Below are 15,977 nucleotides of genomic sequence, written 5' to 3'. Positions count from 1 at the left end.
ATCAGCTGGTATTGCCGCCCCCTGTATCAACAACTTCGCACAACTTTGCCGCTGCCGTGTCCCTAGCAGTGTCAGCGCACCTGCTCAAGTGATTTTAATGCCAGGCAAGGTACCCTGTTTGGATGGAGCAAATGCAGCATAAGGCGAGGCAAGCAGGATCTGGTTGCGCATTTCCATGTTTTTCTGGTTCCACACCGCATTGTCATTGCTGAGTTTTTCATAAGCAGCCTGGTAGGACTTGATCTGGTCGGTCCATTCGGCCGATCCATAGGCCCCTGTCGGCGCTTTCAGGGAATTCAGGGAATCAGGCCTGGGGTCGGTATTGAATACCAGGTCAGACGCCAGCAAGTTGGGGCCGCCGCCAGGATTTGATGGTTCAACAAAGGCAAAAGGGTTGCCAGGGTCGTAGACGCGGTAAGCAGGATGGGTGGTATTGACGGCGGCAATGGTGGTGTTCGGTGCGGCAGCCGGTGGTGCAGCGGCTGGCGGTGCAGCTTTTACTGCGGTCGTAGTGGTGGTAGCCGCTGTGGTAACTGCATTGGTCGCTGCGGTGGTCGTGGCAGTGGCCGCACTGACAGCTGCCGCAGTCGTGCTGGCAGCAGCGGCAATGGCCGTGGTGGCATTCGTTGTGGCAGCAGTTCCGGTGCTTGCACCGCTGGTTTGCAGCTGATCACGCAAAACCGACAAGGCTGCCTGTATCTGCTCAGCAATACCGGCCGAAGTCTGGGCATTGCTGCTGCTCACTTCTGCAACTTTTTCTTTCAGGGCTGCGACGATTTCTGTCTTGCTCTCTGGTTTTACCGCTGCCTGAAATGCTGCCTTGAATTTGTCGGCATTCTGCTCTGCCTCTGCGATACGGGTTTTCAGCTTGCCTTGCAATGCCTGGACGTCGCCGAAAATTGCTTTCAAATTTGTAATGTCTTTCATATACCCTCCTGGGATAGTAGCCGCCCCAACCTTGCGCCCCACGCTGTAGCTGTTTTTGAGCCTGCTGTAACAAGCTTGAAAATATCAAACAATACGCCTTACGGAAGCTCAAAAAAGAGGCAGAACCTGGCGTCATTTCTGCCTTTCAAAATGGTCATTGCTAACAAATGCCATCAAATAAGTAGCGAAAGTACATTTTAGTTTCATGAAAAGATGAGAATTATCTGAATATATTTAGCCTAATCATTATTTATGTAGTTAAATTACATATAATCAGAAAAATAAGACCACAAGTATGGAGATGCAGTGAAAACCTTGCCCGGCAAATATCTGTTGTACGCTCTGTCCCTGGGCATGCTCTCGCCCATCCTGCTGCATGCTCCTCTTGCCCGTGCCCGGAGCACCCCGGCAATACAGCACGTAGAACCAGGTAACTGGTGGGTAGGGATGAAGAGCGACAAGTTGCAAATCATGTTGCATGGCAAGCAAATCGCCGATTATGCAGCGCAGATTCATTACCCTGGTGTAGCGCTCAAAGGGGTGACACGGGTCAGCAATCCGAATTACCTGTTCCTGGACCTGCAGATTTCTCCCAGGGCCCGCGCTGGCAAATTCAATATAGAAATGCGCGCGGGCCAGCAAAAATTTATCATCCCTTATGAATTACAGGCACGCGCACCGGGTTCAGCGCAACGGCGAGGTTTTGGTCCAGCCGATGTGATACTGAACCTGATGCCCGACCGCTTCGCCAATGGTGACAGCAGCAATGACCAGGTACCCGGCTTCGCCGACAAATTTGACCGGGCAGACGCCAGTGCCGGCCGCCATGGCGGCGACCTGAAAGGCATACGCGATCATCTCGATTACATTGCCGGCATGGGTTACACCATGCTCTGGCCAACACCGGTGGTCGAAAATAACCAGCAAAGCTATTCCTATCACGGCTACGCCGCAACCGATTACTATAAGGTCGATGCGCGCCTGGGCAGCAATGAAGACTACCGGCAACTGGTGGCTGCTGCCAGGCAACATGGCATCGGTGTAATACAGGATGTGGTGCTCAATCATATCGGTGACGGGCATTGGTGGATGCGGGACATGCCTTCAAAAGACTGGCTGAGTTTTAATGGTGAGTTTGTGCCCACTTACCATGCACGGACTACAGTTATTGATCCATACGCTTCGGCAGCAGATAAAAAGAATTTCATCCAGGGTTGGTTTGAAGTCCACATGCCGGACATGAACCAGCAAAACCCGTTGCTTGCCAACTACCAGATACAGAACACCATCTGGTGGATAGAGTATGCCGGTCTGGCTGGCATACGCGCTGACACTTACGGTTATTCGGACCCGGCATTCCTGACACAGTGGTCGCGCCGCATACTGGAGGAATACCCGCACCTGCGCATGGTAGGTGAAGAATGGAGTGATAACCCCAACCTGGTCGCGCATTGGCTGCACAGGCATAAAAACGCCAATGGCTATGTCTCGCACATGCCCAGCATGATGGACTATCCCTTGCATGACACCCTGCGCCAGGCGCTGGTCGCACCGGAAACCCTGCATTCCGGCTTTGCCACCCTGTACGAGGCCCTGATCAATGACCAGCTCTATCCGGACCCTTCGGCCATGGTGCTGTTTGAGGGTAATCATGATGTCAGCCGCCTCTACAGCGCCCTTGATGAAGACCTGGATTTGCTCAAGATGGCCGTCACCTATGTCGCCACCATGCCGCGGACACCACAGTTCTACTATGGCACAGAGATACTGATGACCAGCACCAAACACCGGGATGACGGTGCTTTCAGACAGGACTTTCCCGGTGGCTGGGCTGGCGACAAGATGAATGCCTTTACCGGCGCAGGCCTCACTGCCAGACAAGAGGATGCACAAACCTTTATCAGGAAACTGCTGAACTGGCGCAAGACCCAGCCTGTCATCCATAAGGGCAAGCTTATGCACTTTGCACCACAGGATGGTATCTATGTCTATTTCCGCTATGACCCGAAGCGCAAAATGATGGTGGTGATGAACAAGAACAGGACTGAAACAGAATTGGCAACTGCACGTTTTGCCGAGATGCTGCCCGCACATGCCAGGGCCAGAGATGTACTGAGCGACCGGGAATTTGCCATGACACAAAAAATAAAAGTACCTGCACGAGGTGTTTTACTGCTGGAGATCATGTAGGCTCGGACCATTGATTGCCTGGCTTGATGCCGACAATCAAGTCTGTTACCATCAAATCATGAAGAGCCCATTTGCATCCACGCTGAGCATTAAGACCACCATCATATCCATGGTGGGTTAGCGCTTTTCATTTTTTAGCAACCCGCCTCCGAGGCGGGTTCATACTGATTGATGCCTGTCTCCTGGCCTACTTTTAAGGAGATTTACATGGCATCATCCCCTGATCATCCGCAGCAAACAAATCCGCGTTACCCGCATGGCATGCACGTAGGCATCGTCGGCGCAACCGGCCTGGTTGGTGAATTCATGCTGGCCTTGCTGGCAGAGCGCAATTTTCCTGTGCATTCCTTGCGCCTGTTTGCCTCCGCACGTTCTGCCGGAAAAACCCTGAGCTGGAACAATACGCAAATCGTTGTCGAAGATGCGGCAACGGCCAGCTACGCGGGCCTGGACGTGGTCTTTTTCTCAGCCGGTGGCGAAACCTCCTTGCGTCTGGCCCCCGTAGTCGCCGCTGCAGGCGCCATTGTCATCGACAATTCTTCGGCATGGCGCATGGATGCTGCCGTGCCGCTGGTGGTTGCGGAAGTCAATCCGCATGATCTCCAACACATCCCCAAAGGTATTATTGCCAATCCCAATTGCACTACCATGGCAGCCATGCCTGTGCTCAAACCGCTGCATGACCTGGCCGGATTACGCCGACTCGTCGTCAGTACGTATCAGGCTGTTTCCGGCGCAGGTGTGGCGGGCGTGGAGGAACTGACAAGCCAGTTGGAAGAAACAGATGCTGATTGCAACAAACTTGTCCGCGATGGCGCCAGCATCAGCTTTGCTCCGCCACAGAAATGGCAGGCCCCAATTGCGTTCAATGTCATCCCCTACAACTATAAAATAGTGGAAGATGGTTACACCGAAGAAGAAATCAAATTCCGTAATGAAAGCCGCAAGATACTGGGCATCGCTGACCTCAGTGTTTCTTGTACATGTGTACGGGTGCCCGTGTTCACGGGACACTCGATCTCTGTCAATGCCGAGTTCGAGCAAGCCATCCCGGCAGATACAGCACTTGCACTATTGGAAAAGGCTCCTGGTGTAGTCGTCACTGAAGTCCCCAATCCCCTGATGGCAACTGGCCAGGACCCGGTGTTTGTCGGACGGCTACGCCGTGACCCTACGGTCGAACACGGTCTTGCGTTCTTCGCCAGTGCAGACAACCTGCGCAAGGGTGCCGCCCTCAACGCTGTCCAGATTGCAGAAATTCTCTATGAGCAAGGTCTGCACAGAAACCCGCACTGGGAAACCAGCCAAGCCAATGAAAAACGAAGGGCTTGATTTTGGTGTAGGCTAGCAGGCTTTTGCATGGCAAACACGCTGGTGAATACTGTGAATAAAGTACCTGTAACAACGTATCTGAAACTTGTCTGTGTCGCCCTGTTCTGGGGCGGCACTTTCATTGCCGGGCGTCTGGTCGCAAAAGAGATTCCGCATATGATCGCCGCCTTCATCCGTTTTGCCGTGGCCAGTATCCTGCTACTGATACTGGCATGGCGTGCAGAAGGTGGTTTGCCCAGGCTGAACAGGCAGCAATTGCATGCGACTTTTGCACTCGGTGCCACTGGCATCTTTTTGTACAACCTGTGTTTTTTTGCGGCGCTGGAACGCATGCCCGCCGGCCGCACAGCCCTGTTCGTGGCCCTCAATCCCATCGTTACCGCGCTGGCGCTGGCCATGCTGTTCGGCGAAAGGCTGAGCAAGACACGCTGGCTGGGTATACTGATCGCTTTTACCGGTGCTGCCGTGGTGATTACACGTGGCGATCTGCTTGGCGCCTTCCATGACCTGTCTCAATCACTGGGTAAGGGTGAGCTGTTCATGCTGGTGGCGATATGCGGCTGGGCTGCCTACACCATCATAGGACGTCATGCCCTGAAAGGCCTGTCGCCGATTGCTGCAACGACCTATGCATCCTTGTGGGGCCTGTTACTGCTGGGTCTGGGCGCTGTGCTGGAGATACCGCAATTTGAACCGACCCACATGCGCTGGGAAGTACTAGCATCCCTGGTCTACCTTGGCGCATTTGGCACGGTAGTCGGCTTTGTCTGGTATTACGAGGGGGTCAAGAGCATAGGGCCGTCACGTACCGCTGTTTTCAATAACCTGGTGCCGGTATTCGGCATCAGCCTGGGTTCGCTCATCCTTGGCGAATCCATACTGACATCGATGGTGGTGGGCGGCTTGCTGGTCATCGCCGGAGTAACGCTGACCAACAAATCCTGAGCCTGAAAAAAACCGGCCATGCAGAAACTGCCGGCCGGTTTGATGGCAGAGGGTTGCCCCTCCTGAACATGGTGCTTAGAACTTCTTCCAGAGTTTGATGAAGTAGGAAGCGCCGCCAAGACCAAACTGTACGCTGTCATAGCGGAAACCGTTGTCGGTTTCGTTCGGGTCCTGATTGCTTGGTTTGACATTGAAAATGTTATTGCCGCCGATAGTCAGCTTGGTGGTGTCATTGAACGCATAGGTCAGGGACACATCAGCCGAAGTTTTTGGCTCATAGTAGGCGTTCGGTACGCCAGCTGCCGTACCCGAGAACGTGCCCAGGGTTTGTGAGCCATAGTGGATGACCTTGAATTCACTGGACCATGGTCCCTGGTCGTAGTTAAACGCCAGTGTTGCTTTCATCCTTGGGCCACCCTGCTCAATGAACAGGCGTTCACGTTCGGACAACAATACGTCTTCATAGCCGCGCAGTGATGGTGGTGCCTGCACCTTGGTGACTTCAGTCTTGCTATAGTTCAAACCCAGATAAGTCGACAATTTACCGGCGCCAAGATTGGTCCTGTGCGAAGCCGTCAAATCCAGGCCCTGGGTCTTGGTATTGATGGAATTGACAAAGAACTGCGCCTGGCCTACGCCCAGTGCAGACAGGGTGGCGCCAAGTGCCGGGTAATTGTTGGCGTCAAAACGGCCAGACAGCACGATACGGTCAGAGATATCGATACGGTACAAGTCAGCCGTCATCGAAAAGGTGCTGCTGGGCTTGAAGGTCAGGCCCAGGGTATAGTTGTTCGAGGTTTCCTGCTTCAGCTTGGGTATGCCTGCCGCATTGGCAACCGCGCCGCCATTTGGCGCCAGCACCACGTCCATGGGCTTGCCGCTGATGAAATCAGTGAAGGTTGACGAGAAATACACCTGCTGTAAGGACGGCGCACGGAAACCCGTACTGAGTGAGCCGCGCATCAGGAAATCATCAGACACCTTGTAGCTACCCGCCAGTTTGCCGGTCAGGGTGGAGCCAAAGTCGCTATAGCGTTCGCCGCGCACAGCTGTTTGCAGCTTGAAACGGTTGCTGACATCGGTTTCTATGTCTATATAGGCAGCGATACTGTTACGGTTCTTGTCTGTGCGGTCGCCAGGCTGGAAGCCGGGAAAACCCTGGCTGCCGGCATTGCCACCAAAACCGACACCGTCAACGTCATTGTAAGAACCAGGCTCACCGGCAAATATCTTGTAGTTTTCACGGCGGTATTCGGCACCGAAGGCAACGTTGACGCCATTCATGAAGCCATCAAAGAAACGGCTGAAATCAAGATTAGTAGTCGCTTGCGAGAATGAAAAACCGCCAGCATCAAAACGATTGGGGCTGATACCCTTGCCACCGGCCAGCAAATCCTTGTTGGCGATAGAGGCGTTCAAGGTATTGCTGATGTTGTACTTGAGTTCGTTGAAGCCATAAGTTTGCGAGAGGTCGGCACGCCATTCACCGATTTCCCAGCGATAACCAAGGGTGCCATAGATATCATTGATGTCGCCATTGATATAGGGCACAAAGCCATTCGGATACATGGCAGCCGAATTGCGTGAAGGGATATCGTCCGAGCCTATGCCGCCACGCGCCCAGGCGGCTGAAGATGCCTTGCGCTGCTGGGTACCCAGAGTGAAATACAGTTTGTCGTTGCCCCCGTTTGGCACTTCACCATTGAGGTAGACGGTAGGGCCGGTCACCTTGGTATCACCGATGGTACGCGGATTGCCAGGGTCTGCACGGTTGGAGCGGCCACGGTCGGTGTATTCAACCGTAATGCCGAGCACGCCTTTTTCGCCTATGCCTATGCCGCAATAGGCAGTAGGCAGATAGTTTTTACCGTCACCAACGGAATACTGGCTGTAACCAAAGCTGGCTTCGCAGCCCAGGCTTTTCTTGAGTGTGATATCAAGCACGCCTGCAATCGCATCTGAACCGTACTGTGCTGCCGCACCGTCGCGCAAGACCTGCACATTGCTGATGGCCATGACAGGGATGGCATTCAAATCCGTCCCCGTATTACCGCGATTGCGTGCACCGAACAGATTGACCAGCGCCACTGTATGACGGCGCTTGCCATTCACCAGTACCAAAGTCTGGTCAGACCCCAGGCCGCGCAGGGAGGCCGAATCGATCAGGTCGGCACCATCAGCGCCTGTCTGGCGGGTGGAATTGAAAGAAGGGGAAATATTGGCCAGCGTTTGCGCCAGGTCAAATTGACCGCCCTGCTCTGCCTGTTTGGACACAGAGATGAAGTCGATAGGCAAAGGGGTATTGGTCGCACTGGTGTTGGCACGGCGCGAGCCAACGATAGTCATGGTCTGTATAGGGGCATCTGCCGGTTTTTCTGCGGCAGGGGTTGCTGTTTGTGCGCTACTGATGCCAGGGGTGAAAACAGTGGCGGCACTTGCACCATACAGGGCAAGCAAAATCGCTTTGCGCATCTTACTCATAACAAACTTCTCCAAGAATATATAGAAAACCTTAACTGGTATGCCCAGAAGTATGGTTGTCCAGATATTAGAGTGTCAATTATTGTGCGCCGCAGTGTGGCATTTTTGTGTAAATTGTATAGACGTATTTCGAATTTGGCGCTGATGTGCGAAATTGCATAACCTTATTGCTTTGCCAGTTGCGCAAGATATTGCAGACCTGCAATAGCTCTGCTGCCATACCAGGACAACATTTCACCATCGACGAGCTGTACGGGCAAGCCCAATTGTTTCTCCAGTGCATCGACATGGCTTTCGGTAAAGCGATAAGGCTCGGTCGACAGCAATACCCGGTCTATCGGGTATTCCAGGGCGTTGCTCCACTGAAAACCAGGGTAACGCAAGATGCTGTTTGGTGGTGACCAGGTTTGCCAGCCTATCAGGCGCAACATGGCCGAGATATAGGTGTCGGGGCCGACTGTCATCCACGGGTCTTGCCAGATGCAATACACGACTTGCTGAACTGGCTGCTCCGGGGACAGCCGGGCAGGTTCCAGGCTGTCATAAGCGCTTTCAAACTGGCGACACAAGTCGCCGGCTTTTTCTGACACACCAAAAATACCACCGAGTAATTGATACAGTGCCAGATTATCGCGTGGCGTCACAGGGTGGGTGACGATGACATGAGGAATGAATCTGGCCAGGGCGTCAGCGGTTGGCCTTTCATTTTCATCGATATTGACGATCAGGTGGCTTGGGGCAAGCCGGCGGATTTTTTCTATATTGACATCCTTGGTGCCGCCTATCTTGGCGATGTCCCGGACCACTTCTTTGGGATGTATGCAAAATCCGGTACGGCCCACCAGGTATTTTGCCAACCCCAGCTCGCAGAGCAATTCTGTTATCGACGGTACCAGGCAGACGATACGCGGCTCAGCCGTATAAGGCTGATGTATCGTCCCTAATGCATCGCTCAATATCTGCATCTGTCCGTCCTAGTCTTTTTTTATTGGTCGCTGGCACGCGGCTTTCTGGCGGCCCTGGCAAAAGCAGCATCATATAGCCAGTTGGGCAGGCTGCGTAAAAGCTTGGCTACGACACCCATCTGCCAGGGAATGACGCGGTAAGAGGAGCCGCTGGCGATGGCCTTGAGCGCAGCCTGACAAAATGCCTGTACCGGCATCAGGAAGGGCATGGGATAAGGATTACCACGTGTCATCGGCGTATCGATATAACCAGGGGCAATGGTCACTACCTGTATGCCGCTGCCTCGCAATTCCACCCGCAGTGATTCACAATAACTGATAACGGCCGCCTTGGATGCACAATAAGCACCGGCCCCGGGCAAGCCGCGTATGCCTGCCACGCTACCTATGCCGACCAGGCGACAATCAGCAGACTGCGCATAGGTTTTCATGGGATTGATAAAAGGTGAAAACGTCGCGACAGTCGCCATCAGATTGGTTTGCAACACACTGTCGAAAACCTGAATATCATCGGCATATTCACTGAGGGTACCGACAGAGATACCGGCATTGGCGATCACCACATTGACCTGGCCAACTGCCTGCATGAAATCTGTTGCAGCCTTGGACAGGGCGGCATGGTCGGTGACATCTACTGCATAGATATGATGCTTGCCAGGGTCAGGCAAGCTCTGCCGCAGCTCCTCCAGGACCTCCTGCCGGCGCGCCAGCAAGCCCAGCGTCGCGCCCTGCTCTGCATAAGCCCTGGCGAGTGCTGCGCCTATGCCGGATGAAGCACCGGTGATAAAAACAGTTTTCATGATGTCCAATGAAAAAGTCCGCCGGATTGGCGGACTTGTTGCAACAGCTGATATTTATTTCTTCTTGCTGGCGGCTGGTGCCGGTGATACTGTGGTTGCGGCTGGCGCAACCGGCGTACTTGCATGAGCAGCCGAACTGCTTCTCTCTTTCTGTATCTTGGCGACCATGGCATCAAGCACCTGTATCAGTGCACGATTTTGTATTTCTTCATTGACGCGTGACATGCCGGTTACTGCCATGACAGGTGAAGTGACGAAACGACCGTCAATGGCAAGCGATGGCACACCATCAATCTGATACGCCGTTGCCAGTTGCGTGGCACGGCTCAGTTTGCCTGACATGGAAAAAGCTGAATTATAAATCTCGGTAAATTTTTGTTTGTCCAGGCCTGACTTGCTGACAAACTCCATGACGTCCGCATCGGATTGCAGGCGGTTGCGGTCAACATGGAAAGCATTAAAGGCTTTCATATGGTACTCATCGGCCTTGCCCATGGTTTCCAGCGTGAAATACAGTTTTTGCTGGGAAACCAGGTCATGAAAATTCACGGGCATGCGTTTGAATACAATATTGTCACCCTGTTTCTTCACCCATTCAGCAAGCAAAGGTTCGAGCGCAAAGCAATGCGGACAGAAATAGCCGAAAAACTCGGTTATTTCAATTTTCTTGCCACCATCAACAGGTTGTGGGCGCTTGAGCACCTGGTATTCCACGCCGGGTTGTGGTGCGGTCGGGGCGGCAAGAACACTACCTGCCACCATACCCAGACCTGCCAGCATCAACAGACGACGTTTTTCTTGATTCAATAATTGCATCATGATTCCCTTTACTGTTTGATCACTTGACCGTGCGCACAACGGCAACATCGATACTATTTTCTGACAGTTTGGAACGCATACGGTTCATTGTTTCCTGCTGTGCGTATGGGCCCAGACGCACATGATAGAGTGTGCCGGAATCAGAATTTCTTTCGACAATGCGTGCCTCAAAACCGATCAAAGCCAGTTTGGCGCGGCTGTTTTCTGCAGCGGCCTGCTCCTTAAACGCACCAACCTGCAAATAGTAAATATTTTTTTCTTCAGGATTTTCATTTTTTGCAGCTTCGACAGCTTTTTCTGCTTTTTCCGCTGCCTTCTCGGCAGCTTTTTCAGCAGGTGTTTTTTCTGCAGGCTTGGTTTCTGTCGCTTTAGGCATGCTGGCGGTAACAGCTTCTGCCGGTTTGGCGGTCAGCTCTTTATTGGCTTCCTTGGCAGCTTCCTTGTTGCTATACAAAGGTTTGTTCGGGTCAACCAGTTGCGCCAGCGGAGTATCAGCCTTGTCTGACTTGCCCCCCTTGTTGGTGAACGGTGTACTGGACTTGGTAATCACCATCGCCACGCCCACGGCGATAGCCAGACCGATGACCAGGCCGATGATGACGCCAGTTAAGGTATTACCGCGCTGGCCATGCAGTGATTTTGGGGCGTTATGATGAGCTTTCATGCGTCTCCGACGTGTTTATGAGCGAGATTACTGCTGGATTACATCTTGTTGGGTGCCGATACACCGATCAGTGCCAGGCCATTACGCAAGACCTGACGTGTGGCAAGCATCAATGCCAACCTGGCCAGCTTGGTTGCTTCATCGTCAACCAGAACCCTTTCGGCATTGTAATAGCTGTGCAATTCGCCAGCCAGATCGCGCAGGTAGAATGCCACCTGATGCGGGCCGAGTTCATCGAGGGCTTTTTCCAGTGCTTCTGGGTATTCAGCCAGCTTGGTCAGCAAACTGGCTTCACGTGGGGCCGTTAGTGGCGACAGATCAACATTGACCAGCGGTGCAAAAGCCGCTTCGTCAGTCGCGTATTGTGCCAGCACGGAACAGATACGCGCGTGCGCATACTGGACGTAATAGACCGGGTTTTCGTCTGAGCGCGCCAGGGCAACGTCAACGTCGAACACGAATTCGGTATCTGCCTTGCGTGAGATCAGGAAGAAACGCACGGCATCACGGCCACGCTGCTCATCACCGCCGCCCGACCATTCGATCAGATCACGCACAGTCACATAAGAACCGGCGCGTTTGGAAATCTTTACCTCGGCGCCATCCTTCATGACAGTAACCATCTTGTGGAGGATATAGTCGGGGTAACCCTGTGGTATGCCCACGTTCAGCGCCTGCAGGCCGCCACGTACACGGGCTGTGGTGCCATGGTGGTCACTGCCCATAATATTGATGGCCTTGCGATAACCACGTTCCCATTTGGTGACATGGTAAGCCACGTCAGGGACGAAGTAAGTGTAAGTACCATCGGTCTTCTTCATGACACGGTCTTTGTCGTCACCATATTCCGTCGTGCGCAACCACAGTGCCCCGTCCTGCTCATAAGTCTTGCCCGCAGCTGTCAATGCAGCTACGGTAGTCTCGACCTTGTTTTCTTTGTAGAGCGAAGTTTCAAGATAATAATTATTGAATTTGACGCCAAAGGCCAGCAAGTCAGCATCCTGCTCGCGGCGCAGGTAAGTGACGCTGAAATGACGTATGGATTCAATATCATCGACATCACCACTGGCAGTCACTGGCGCGCAATCACCGGCGGAGACCGTCTGTTTCGCCAAAAAGTCTTTTGCGATATCGGCAATATAATCGCCGTTATAGGCAGATTCAGGCCAGCCAGCATCACCGGGGGCAAAACCCTTGGCGCGCGCCTGTACTGACAGAGCCAGGTTATGGATCTGTACACCAGCGTCGTTATAGTAAAACTCGCGTGTAACATCGTAACCCTGAGCATCCAGCAAGGCAGACAAGGCATCACCCAGCGCACCCTGACGGCCATGACCTACGTGCAGGGGGCCAGTAGGGTTGGCAGACACAAATTCCACCACCACTTTTTCACCGGCGCCACGCTGGCTTTTGCCAAAATCGGCAGTCTGCTGCAAGATCGTTTTGACCACAGCCTGCTTGGCAGATGCAGCAAGACGGATATTAATAAAGCCGGGACCAGCGATTTCTACGCTGGCAACCATGGGATGCGCCTGTACTTCAACTGCTGCAACAATGGACTGAGCCAGTTCACGTGGATTCTTGCGCAGGGGCTTGGCAATCTGCATGGCAATATTGCAGGCAGCATCGCCATGGGAAGGGTCGCGCGGACGTTCCAGCGCTATCGTAGGCTTGAGCTCGGAACCTGCTAACAGAGGTTCTACCGCGTTCTGGAATAATTTCAGTAATTCTTGTTTTTGTTCAGCTAGCATGGCACAAAATTTTTATTGTATTTTGACAATAAATAAAATAAGGACAGGGGACATTATACTGTCTCACCTGTCCCCTGTCTGAGTTGCAGCCAGCTTATCAAATTTTTCTTGTTACGAATTATTTTTTTACTAATTCTGTTTTCACATATCCCTGCCTGGAGTACAGAAGATCAGATTGCCAGAGCCGGAACAGCATTCTTTGCCTGTTGGAACATCAACAATACGCGCAGCATTTTACCGAGGAAGAGACCGCTGAAAATACCGAACAAGGCTGTACTGACGATGGCAAACATCATGTTGGTGTGCAATTCAGGCGCAACATGCAAGGCCACATTGACAATGTATTTCAAGACAAAGATAGACATCATCATGATCATGGGCCCCCAGCTGCCGCGATAGAACACCATGTTTTTATCTGCCAGGATGCGGACATTAGTTTGATTCACGGCATTCCATGACAATACGGCCCCCGCCAGCATTGCAATAATCCAACTTGCCAGCACCAGCGGCTGAACACCAAAACCAGACAAAATGCCCTGCACCGACAAAGCCAGCATGACAACAGGAATGATAATGACAGCCCGGATACTCAATTCCCTGTCGATGGCAGCTTTAAAGCCACGGTACATCAAAAATGCCAGAATTGCCCATACATAAGTCGGTGTGTTGCTGATGATTTGGTTCAACATGATGATCTCCTTAAGTGTTCGCTTGGGGTAGTTGCAGTACTTGTTGTGCTGCGGTGAATGAAGTATTGCAAAGCTGATCTCGCTTGTATGCCGGAAAGCGACGGACTGCACATTCCTGCCGTAAAGGGCTGCATTTCTGGCGTGAGCCAGTTCGTGCAGGCGTGTAGAATGTCAGGTTTTCTTCGTCTGGATACGCTATGTGGTTTAAGAATTTGCAAGTTTTCCGTCTGACGGCTCCCTGGAAGATTACTGCCGAGGAGTTGAACAGTCAGCTGTCACGTATCGCCTTTGCGCAATGTGCCTCGAATGAGATGCAAAGCCAGGGCTGGGCCTCTCCACGCAATAATGACCTGCTGGTGCATAGTGTGAATCAGCAATTCCTGATCTCCCTGGTGACAGAAAAGAAATTGCTGCCATCGAGTGTCATCAACCAGGTGACCAAGGCACGCGCCCTGGAGATAGAAGAAGAACAAGGCTTCGCACCTGGTCGCAAAGCCATGAAAGATTTAAAAGAGCGCGTCACGGAAGAATTGCTGCCGCGCGCCTTTGGCGTCAAGCGCAACACCATGGTCTGGATAGACCCAGTCAACCGCTGGCTGGTCATTGACGCATCAAGTCCGTCCAAGGCTGACGAAGTCATCAAACTGTTATTGAAATGCTGCGACAAGCTGCCTATCGAAGGTTTGCGTACAAAATCCTCGCCACAGGCAGCGATGACGGGCTGGCTGGCCGGCAATGAAGCCCCGAAAGGTTTCACTATCGACCAGGACACCGAGTTGAAGTCCTCGACAGAAGACAAGGCCACCGTACGCTATGTCAGGTACACCCTGGAGCCGGACGATATACAGAAGCACATCACCGCCGGCAAACAATGTACCAAGCTGGCATTGACCTGGGATGACAAGATCAGCTTTGTGCTGACTGACACCCTGACCATCAAGCGTGTCAAACCTCTGGATGTGCTGGATGAAAGCAAAGACAAGGGCACCAACGAAGAAGAACGTTTCGATGCGGACTTTGTGCTGATGACCGCTGAGCTGGCGCGTTTGCTTGATGATGTGGTGTTTGCCCTGGATGGTGAGATGGATAGCGCACAGGCAGCTTGATTCTTGCATTCTTGATTATCAGGTACGGCAGATAAAATGCAATTCTTACAAATTGAAAATTAGCGTGTCTTTGTAGAAAAAATGTCCATCATCATTTACCGTGCGGCTTCATAGGCCCAAGTAGATATACGGAATATAAGAACTGTTAAATTTTCAATAATTGATGATCAGTGTAGGTTGCTTAAAATACCTGTAGAACAATTTTTCAATGGCAAACCATTATGCAATGTTCGAAATGTCACTCTGATAATACGCAAAAACTGGAAGTTGTTTTTAATCACGGGACCCAGCATATCAGTGCAGTTGGCCACATCAGTGGTACAGGAACTGGCAGTACCCCTGGAATTGCAGGTGGAACTACCCACCTATATGGAACTGCGCAAACCAAGATGGCAAGTAAAGTTGCGCCACCTGACAAAAAAACACATGGTAATGCTGCAATTCTCTTTTGCATTGCCATTTTTTGCCTGAAGTTAGGAGACAGGAACATTTACGGCATACTGTTTTTGCTATTCATCTGTGCTAGCGGCTTCTCTATTTATAAAACCAGGACTTACAATAAAACGGTGTGGCCTGGGCTCTATCAACAATGGAAAGACTCCTGGCTATGCAATAAATGCGGCAATATTTACCACCAGCCTTGAAACATTTGCGATAAACGACAAACGGAGAGTAATGATTATTACTCTCCGTTTTTTTATTGTTTACTTGGTGTTAATTGAGAACTCAATGCATGTTCCGCCATGTCATCTCTCCAAGCACGATTCCGGTGAATGAGCAGTTGCTGCATCCGTAGTAATGGGATTCTTGCGCTGGCAACAGAAAATCTTTGATCACAAAATACTACAAACATTCTCATGATCAGATTTAGCATTCCGCTATACCTGCAAACCATATGAGCTATGCTGTCCTGGAGCATTATTTTCAATTGAGTAAACAAAAAAAAGACAAGCATAGCTTGTCTTTTTTTATAACTGGCGGAGCGGACGGGGCTCGAACCCGCGACCCCCGGCGTGACAGGCCGGTATTCTAACCAACTGAACTACCACTCCGAAACTACTTAACCGTTGCTGCTGTTTATCTGTGGTGGGTGCTGAGAGGCTCGAACTCCCGACCTACGCCTTGTAAGGGCGCCGCTCTACCAACTGAGCTAAGCACCCATATTCTTGCTTAGTCAGATAAACCTGATGTGTGTCACCACATCAACAGAAGCAAAATTATACTTCACAATCATGCTTCTTGTCTAGTCTTTTCATCGCCTATTTCGCTAATTTCTGCGAAACAGCTTACAAAATCGACTATTCTCAC

Annotated in this window: 13 protein-coding genes and 2 tRNA genes; 5 read left to right on the top strand and 10 right to left on the bottom strand. The window is 51.9% G+C overall.

The window, feature by feature from the left end:
- Positions 1 to 84: 84 nt before the first annotated feature.
- The gene (locus LZ463_RS22100; RefSeq protein WP_241458461.1) at positions 85 to 927 is read right to left on the bottom strand and encodes a hypothetical protein; all 843 of its coding nucleotides are present in this window, start codon (positions 925 to 927) and stop codon (positions 85 to 87) included.
- Between the two features lie 306 nt (positions 928 to 1,233).
- Here LZ463_RS22100 and LZ463_RS22095 point away from each other — a divergent pair, with 306 nt between their 5' ends.
- The 3 genes from LZ463_RS22095 to LZ463_RS22085 all read left to right on the top strand — a co-directional run bounded on the left by LZ463_RS22095 (position 1,234) and on the right by LZ463_RS22085 (position 5,394).
- The gene (locus LZ463_RS22095) at positions 1,234 to 3,117 is read left to right on the top strand and encodes a glycoside hydrolase family 13 protein (RefSeq protein WP_241458460.1); all 1,884 of its coding nucleotides are present in this window, start codon (positions 1,234 to 1,236) and stop codon (positions 3,115 to 3,117) included.
- A 207-nt stretch (positions 3,118 to 3,324) separates the two neighbouring features.
- Positions 3,325 to 4,449: an aspartate-semialdehyde dehydrogenase gene (locus LZ463_RS22090; RefSeq protein ID WP_241458459.1), complete on the top strand. Its 1,125-nt coding sequence runs from the start codon at positions 3,325 to 3,327 to the stop codon at positions 4,447 to 4,449.
- A 27-nt stretch (positions 4,450 to 4,476) separates the two neighbouring features.
- A complete protein-coding gene (locus tag LZ463_RS22085; RefSeq protein ID WP_241458458.1) occupies positions 4,477 to 5,394 on the top strand; it encodes a DMT family transporter in 918 nt (305 codons plus the stop codon).
- A gap of 75 nt (positions 5,395 to 5,469) precedes the next feature.
- Here LZ463_RS22085 and LZ463_RS22080 read toward each other — a convergent pair whose 3' ends face one another.
- The 7 genes from LZ463_RS22080 to LZ463_RS22050 form a co-directional block, all read right to left on the bottom strand.
- Entirely contained in the window at positions 5,470 to 7,875 is a 2,406-nt protein-coding gene (locus tag LZ463_RS22080) for a TonB-dependent receptor plug domain-containing protein (RefSeq protein WP_241458457.1), read from the bottom strand.
- Between the two features lie 164 nt (positions 7,876 to 8,039).
- The gene (locus LZ463_RS22075) at positions 8,040 to 8,840 is read right to left on the bottom strand and encodes a helical backbone metal receptor (protein WP_241458456.1); all 801 of its coding nucleotides are present in this window, start codon (positions 8,838 to 8,840) and stop codon (positions 8,040 to 8,042) included.
- Between the two features lie 20 nt (positions 8,841 to 8,860).
- A complete protein-coding gene (locus LZ463_RS22070) occupies positions 8,861 to 9,640 on the bottom strand; it encodes an SDR family oxidoreductase (RefSeq protein WP_241458455.1) in 780 nt (259 codons plus the stop codon).
- A 54-nt stretch (positions 9,641 to 9,694) separates the two neighbouring features.
- Complete coding sequence (locus tag LZ463_RS22065; protein ID WP_241458454.1) at positions 9,695 to 10,459, bottom strand: thiol:disulfide interchange protein DsbA/DsbL; 765 nt, start codon at positions 10,457 to 10,459, stop codon at positions 9,695 to 9,697.
- Between the two features lie 19 nt (positions 10,460 to 10,478).
- Positions 10,479 to 11,123, bottom strand: a complete 645-nt coding sequence (locus tag LZ463_RS22060) for an SPOR domain-containing protein (RefSeq protein ID WP_241458453.1) — start codon at positions 11,121 to 11,123, stop codon at positions 10,479 to 10,481.
- A gap of 38 nt (positions 11,124 to 11,161) precedes the next feature.
- Complete coding sequence (gene argS, locus LZ463_RS22055; RefSeq protein WP_241458452.1) at positions 11,162 to 12,874, bottom strand: arginine--tRNA ligase; 1,713 nt, start codon at positions 12,872 to 12,874, stop codon at positions 11,162 to 11,164.
- A gap of 170 nt (positions 12,875 to 13,044) precedes the next feature.
- Entirely contained in the window at positions 13,045 to 13,563 is a 519-nt protein-coding gene (locus LZ463_RS22050; protein WP_241458451.1) for a DUF6622 family protein, read from the bottom strand.
- Positions 13,564 to 13,760: 197 nt separating this feature from the next.
- Between LZ463_RS22050 and LZ463_RS22045 the strand changes: the two genes are divergently transcribed.
- Positions 13,761 to 14,669, top strand: coding sequence for a recombination-associated protein RdgC (locus tag LZ463_RS22045; protein WP_241458450.1), 909 nt, complete (start codon positions 13,761 to 13,763; stop codon positions 14,667 to 14,669).
- 303 nt (positions 14,670 to 14,972) lie between these two features.
- Complete coding sequence (locus LZ463_RS22040; RefSeq protein ID WP_241458449.1) at positions 14,973 to 15,140, top strand: hypothetical protein; 168 nt, start codon at positions 14,973 to 14,975, stop codon at positions 15,138 to 15,140.
- A 504-nt stretch (positions 15,141 to 15,644) separates the two neighbouring features.
- Here the strand turns inward: LZ463_RS22040 and LZ463_RS22035 are convergent.
- Both LZ463_RS22035 and LZ463_RS22030 read right to left on the bottom strand, forming a co-directional pair.
- Positions 15,645 to 15,721 (bottom strand) — tRNA-Asp (locus tag LZ463_RS22035).
- 32 nt (positions 15,722 to 15,753) lie between these two features.
- Positions 15,754 to 15,829, bottom strand: a tRNA-Val gene (locus LZ463_RS22030).
- Positions 15,830 to 15,977 lie beyond the last annotated feature (148 nt).

Source organism: Undibacterium paludis, assembly GCF_022568815.1.
GTDB lineage: Bacteria > Pseudomonadota > Gammaproteobacteria > Burkholderiales > Burkholderiaceae_D > Undibacterium.
The sequence above is the reverse complement of the archived record's forward strand: the minus strand, read 5'-3'. Positions and strand labels throughout refer to the sequence as shown.

Coding starts and splice junctions, on each gene's coding strand:
- LZ463_RS22100 (WP_241458461.1), bottom strand. CDS start 927: ATGAAAGACATTACAAATTTGAAAGCAATTTTCGGCGACGTCCAGGCA.
- LZ463_RS22090 (WP_241458459.1), top strand. CDS start 3,325: ATGGCATCATCCCCTGATCATCCGCAGCAAACAAATCCGCGTTACCCG.
- LZ463_RS22085 (WP_241458458.1), top strand. CDS start 4,477: ATGGCAAACACGCTGGTGAATACTGTGAATAAAGTACCTGTAACAACG.
- LZ463_RS22080 (WP_241458457.1), bottom strand. CDS start 7,875: ATGAGTAAGATGCGCAAAGCGATTTTGCTTGCCCTGTATGGTGCAAGT.
- LZ463_RS22075 (WP_241458456.1), bottom strand. CDS start 8,840: ATGCAGATATTGAGCGATGCATTAGGGACGATACATCAGCCTTATACG.
- LZ463_RS22070 (WP_241458455.1), bottom strand. CDS start 9,640: ATGAAAACTGTTTTTATCACCGGTGCTTCATCCGGCATAGGCGCAGCA.
- LZ463_RS22065 (WP_241458454.1), bottom strand. CDS start 10,459: ATGATGCAATTATTGAATCAAGAAAAACGTCGTCTGTTGATGCTGGCA.
- LZ463_RS22060 (WP_241458453.1), bottom strand. CDS start 11,123: ATGAAAGCTCATCATAACGCCCCAAAATCACTGCATGGCCAGCGCGGT.
- argS (WP_241458452.1), bottom strand. CDS start 12,874: ATGCTAGCTGAACAAAAACAAGAATTACTGAAATTATTCCAGAACGCG.
- LZ463_RS22050 (WP_241458451.1), bottom strand. CDS start 13,563: ATGTTGAACCAAATCATCAGCAACACACCGACTTATGTATGGGCAATT.
- LZ463_RS22045 (WP_241458450.1), top strand. CDS start 13,761: ATGTGGTTTAAGAATTTGCAAGTTTTCCGTCTGACGGCTCCCTGGAAG.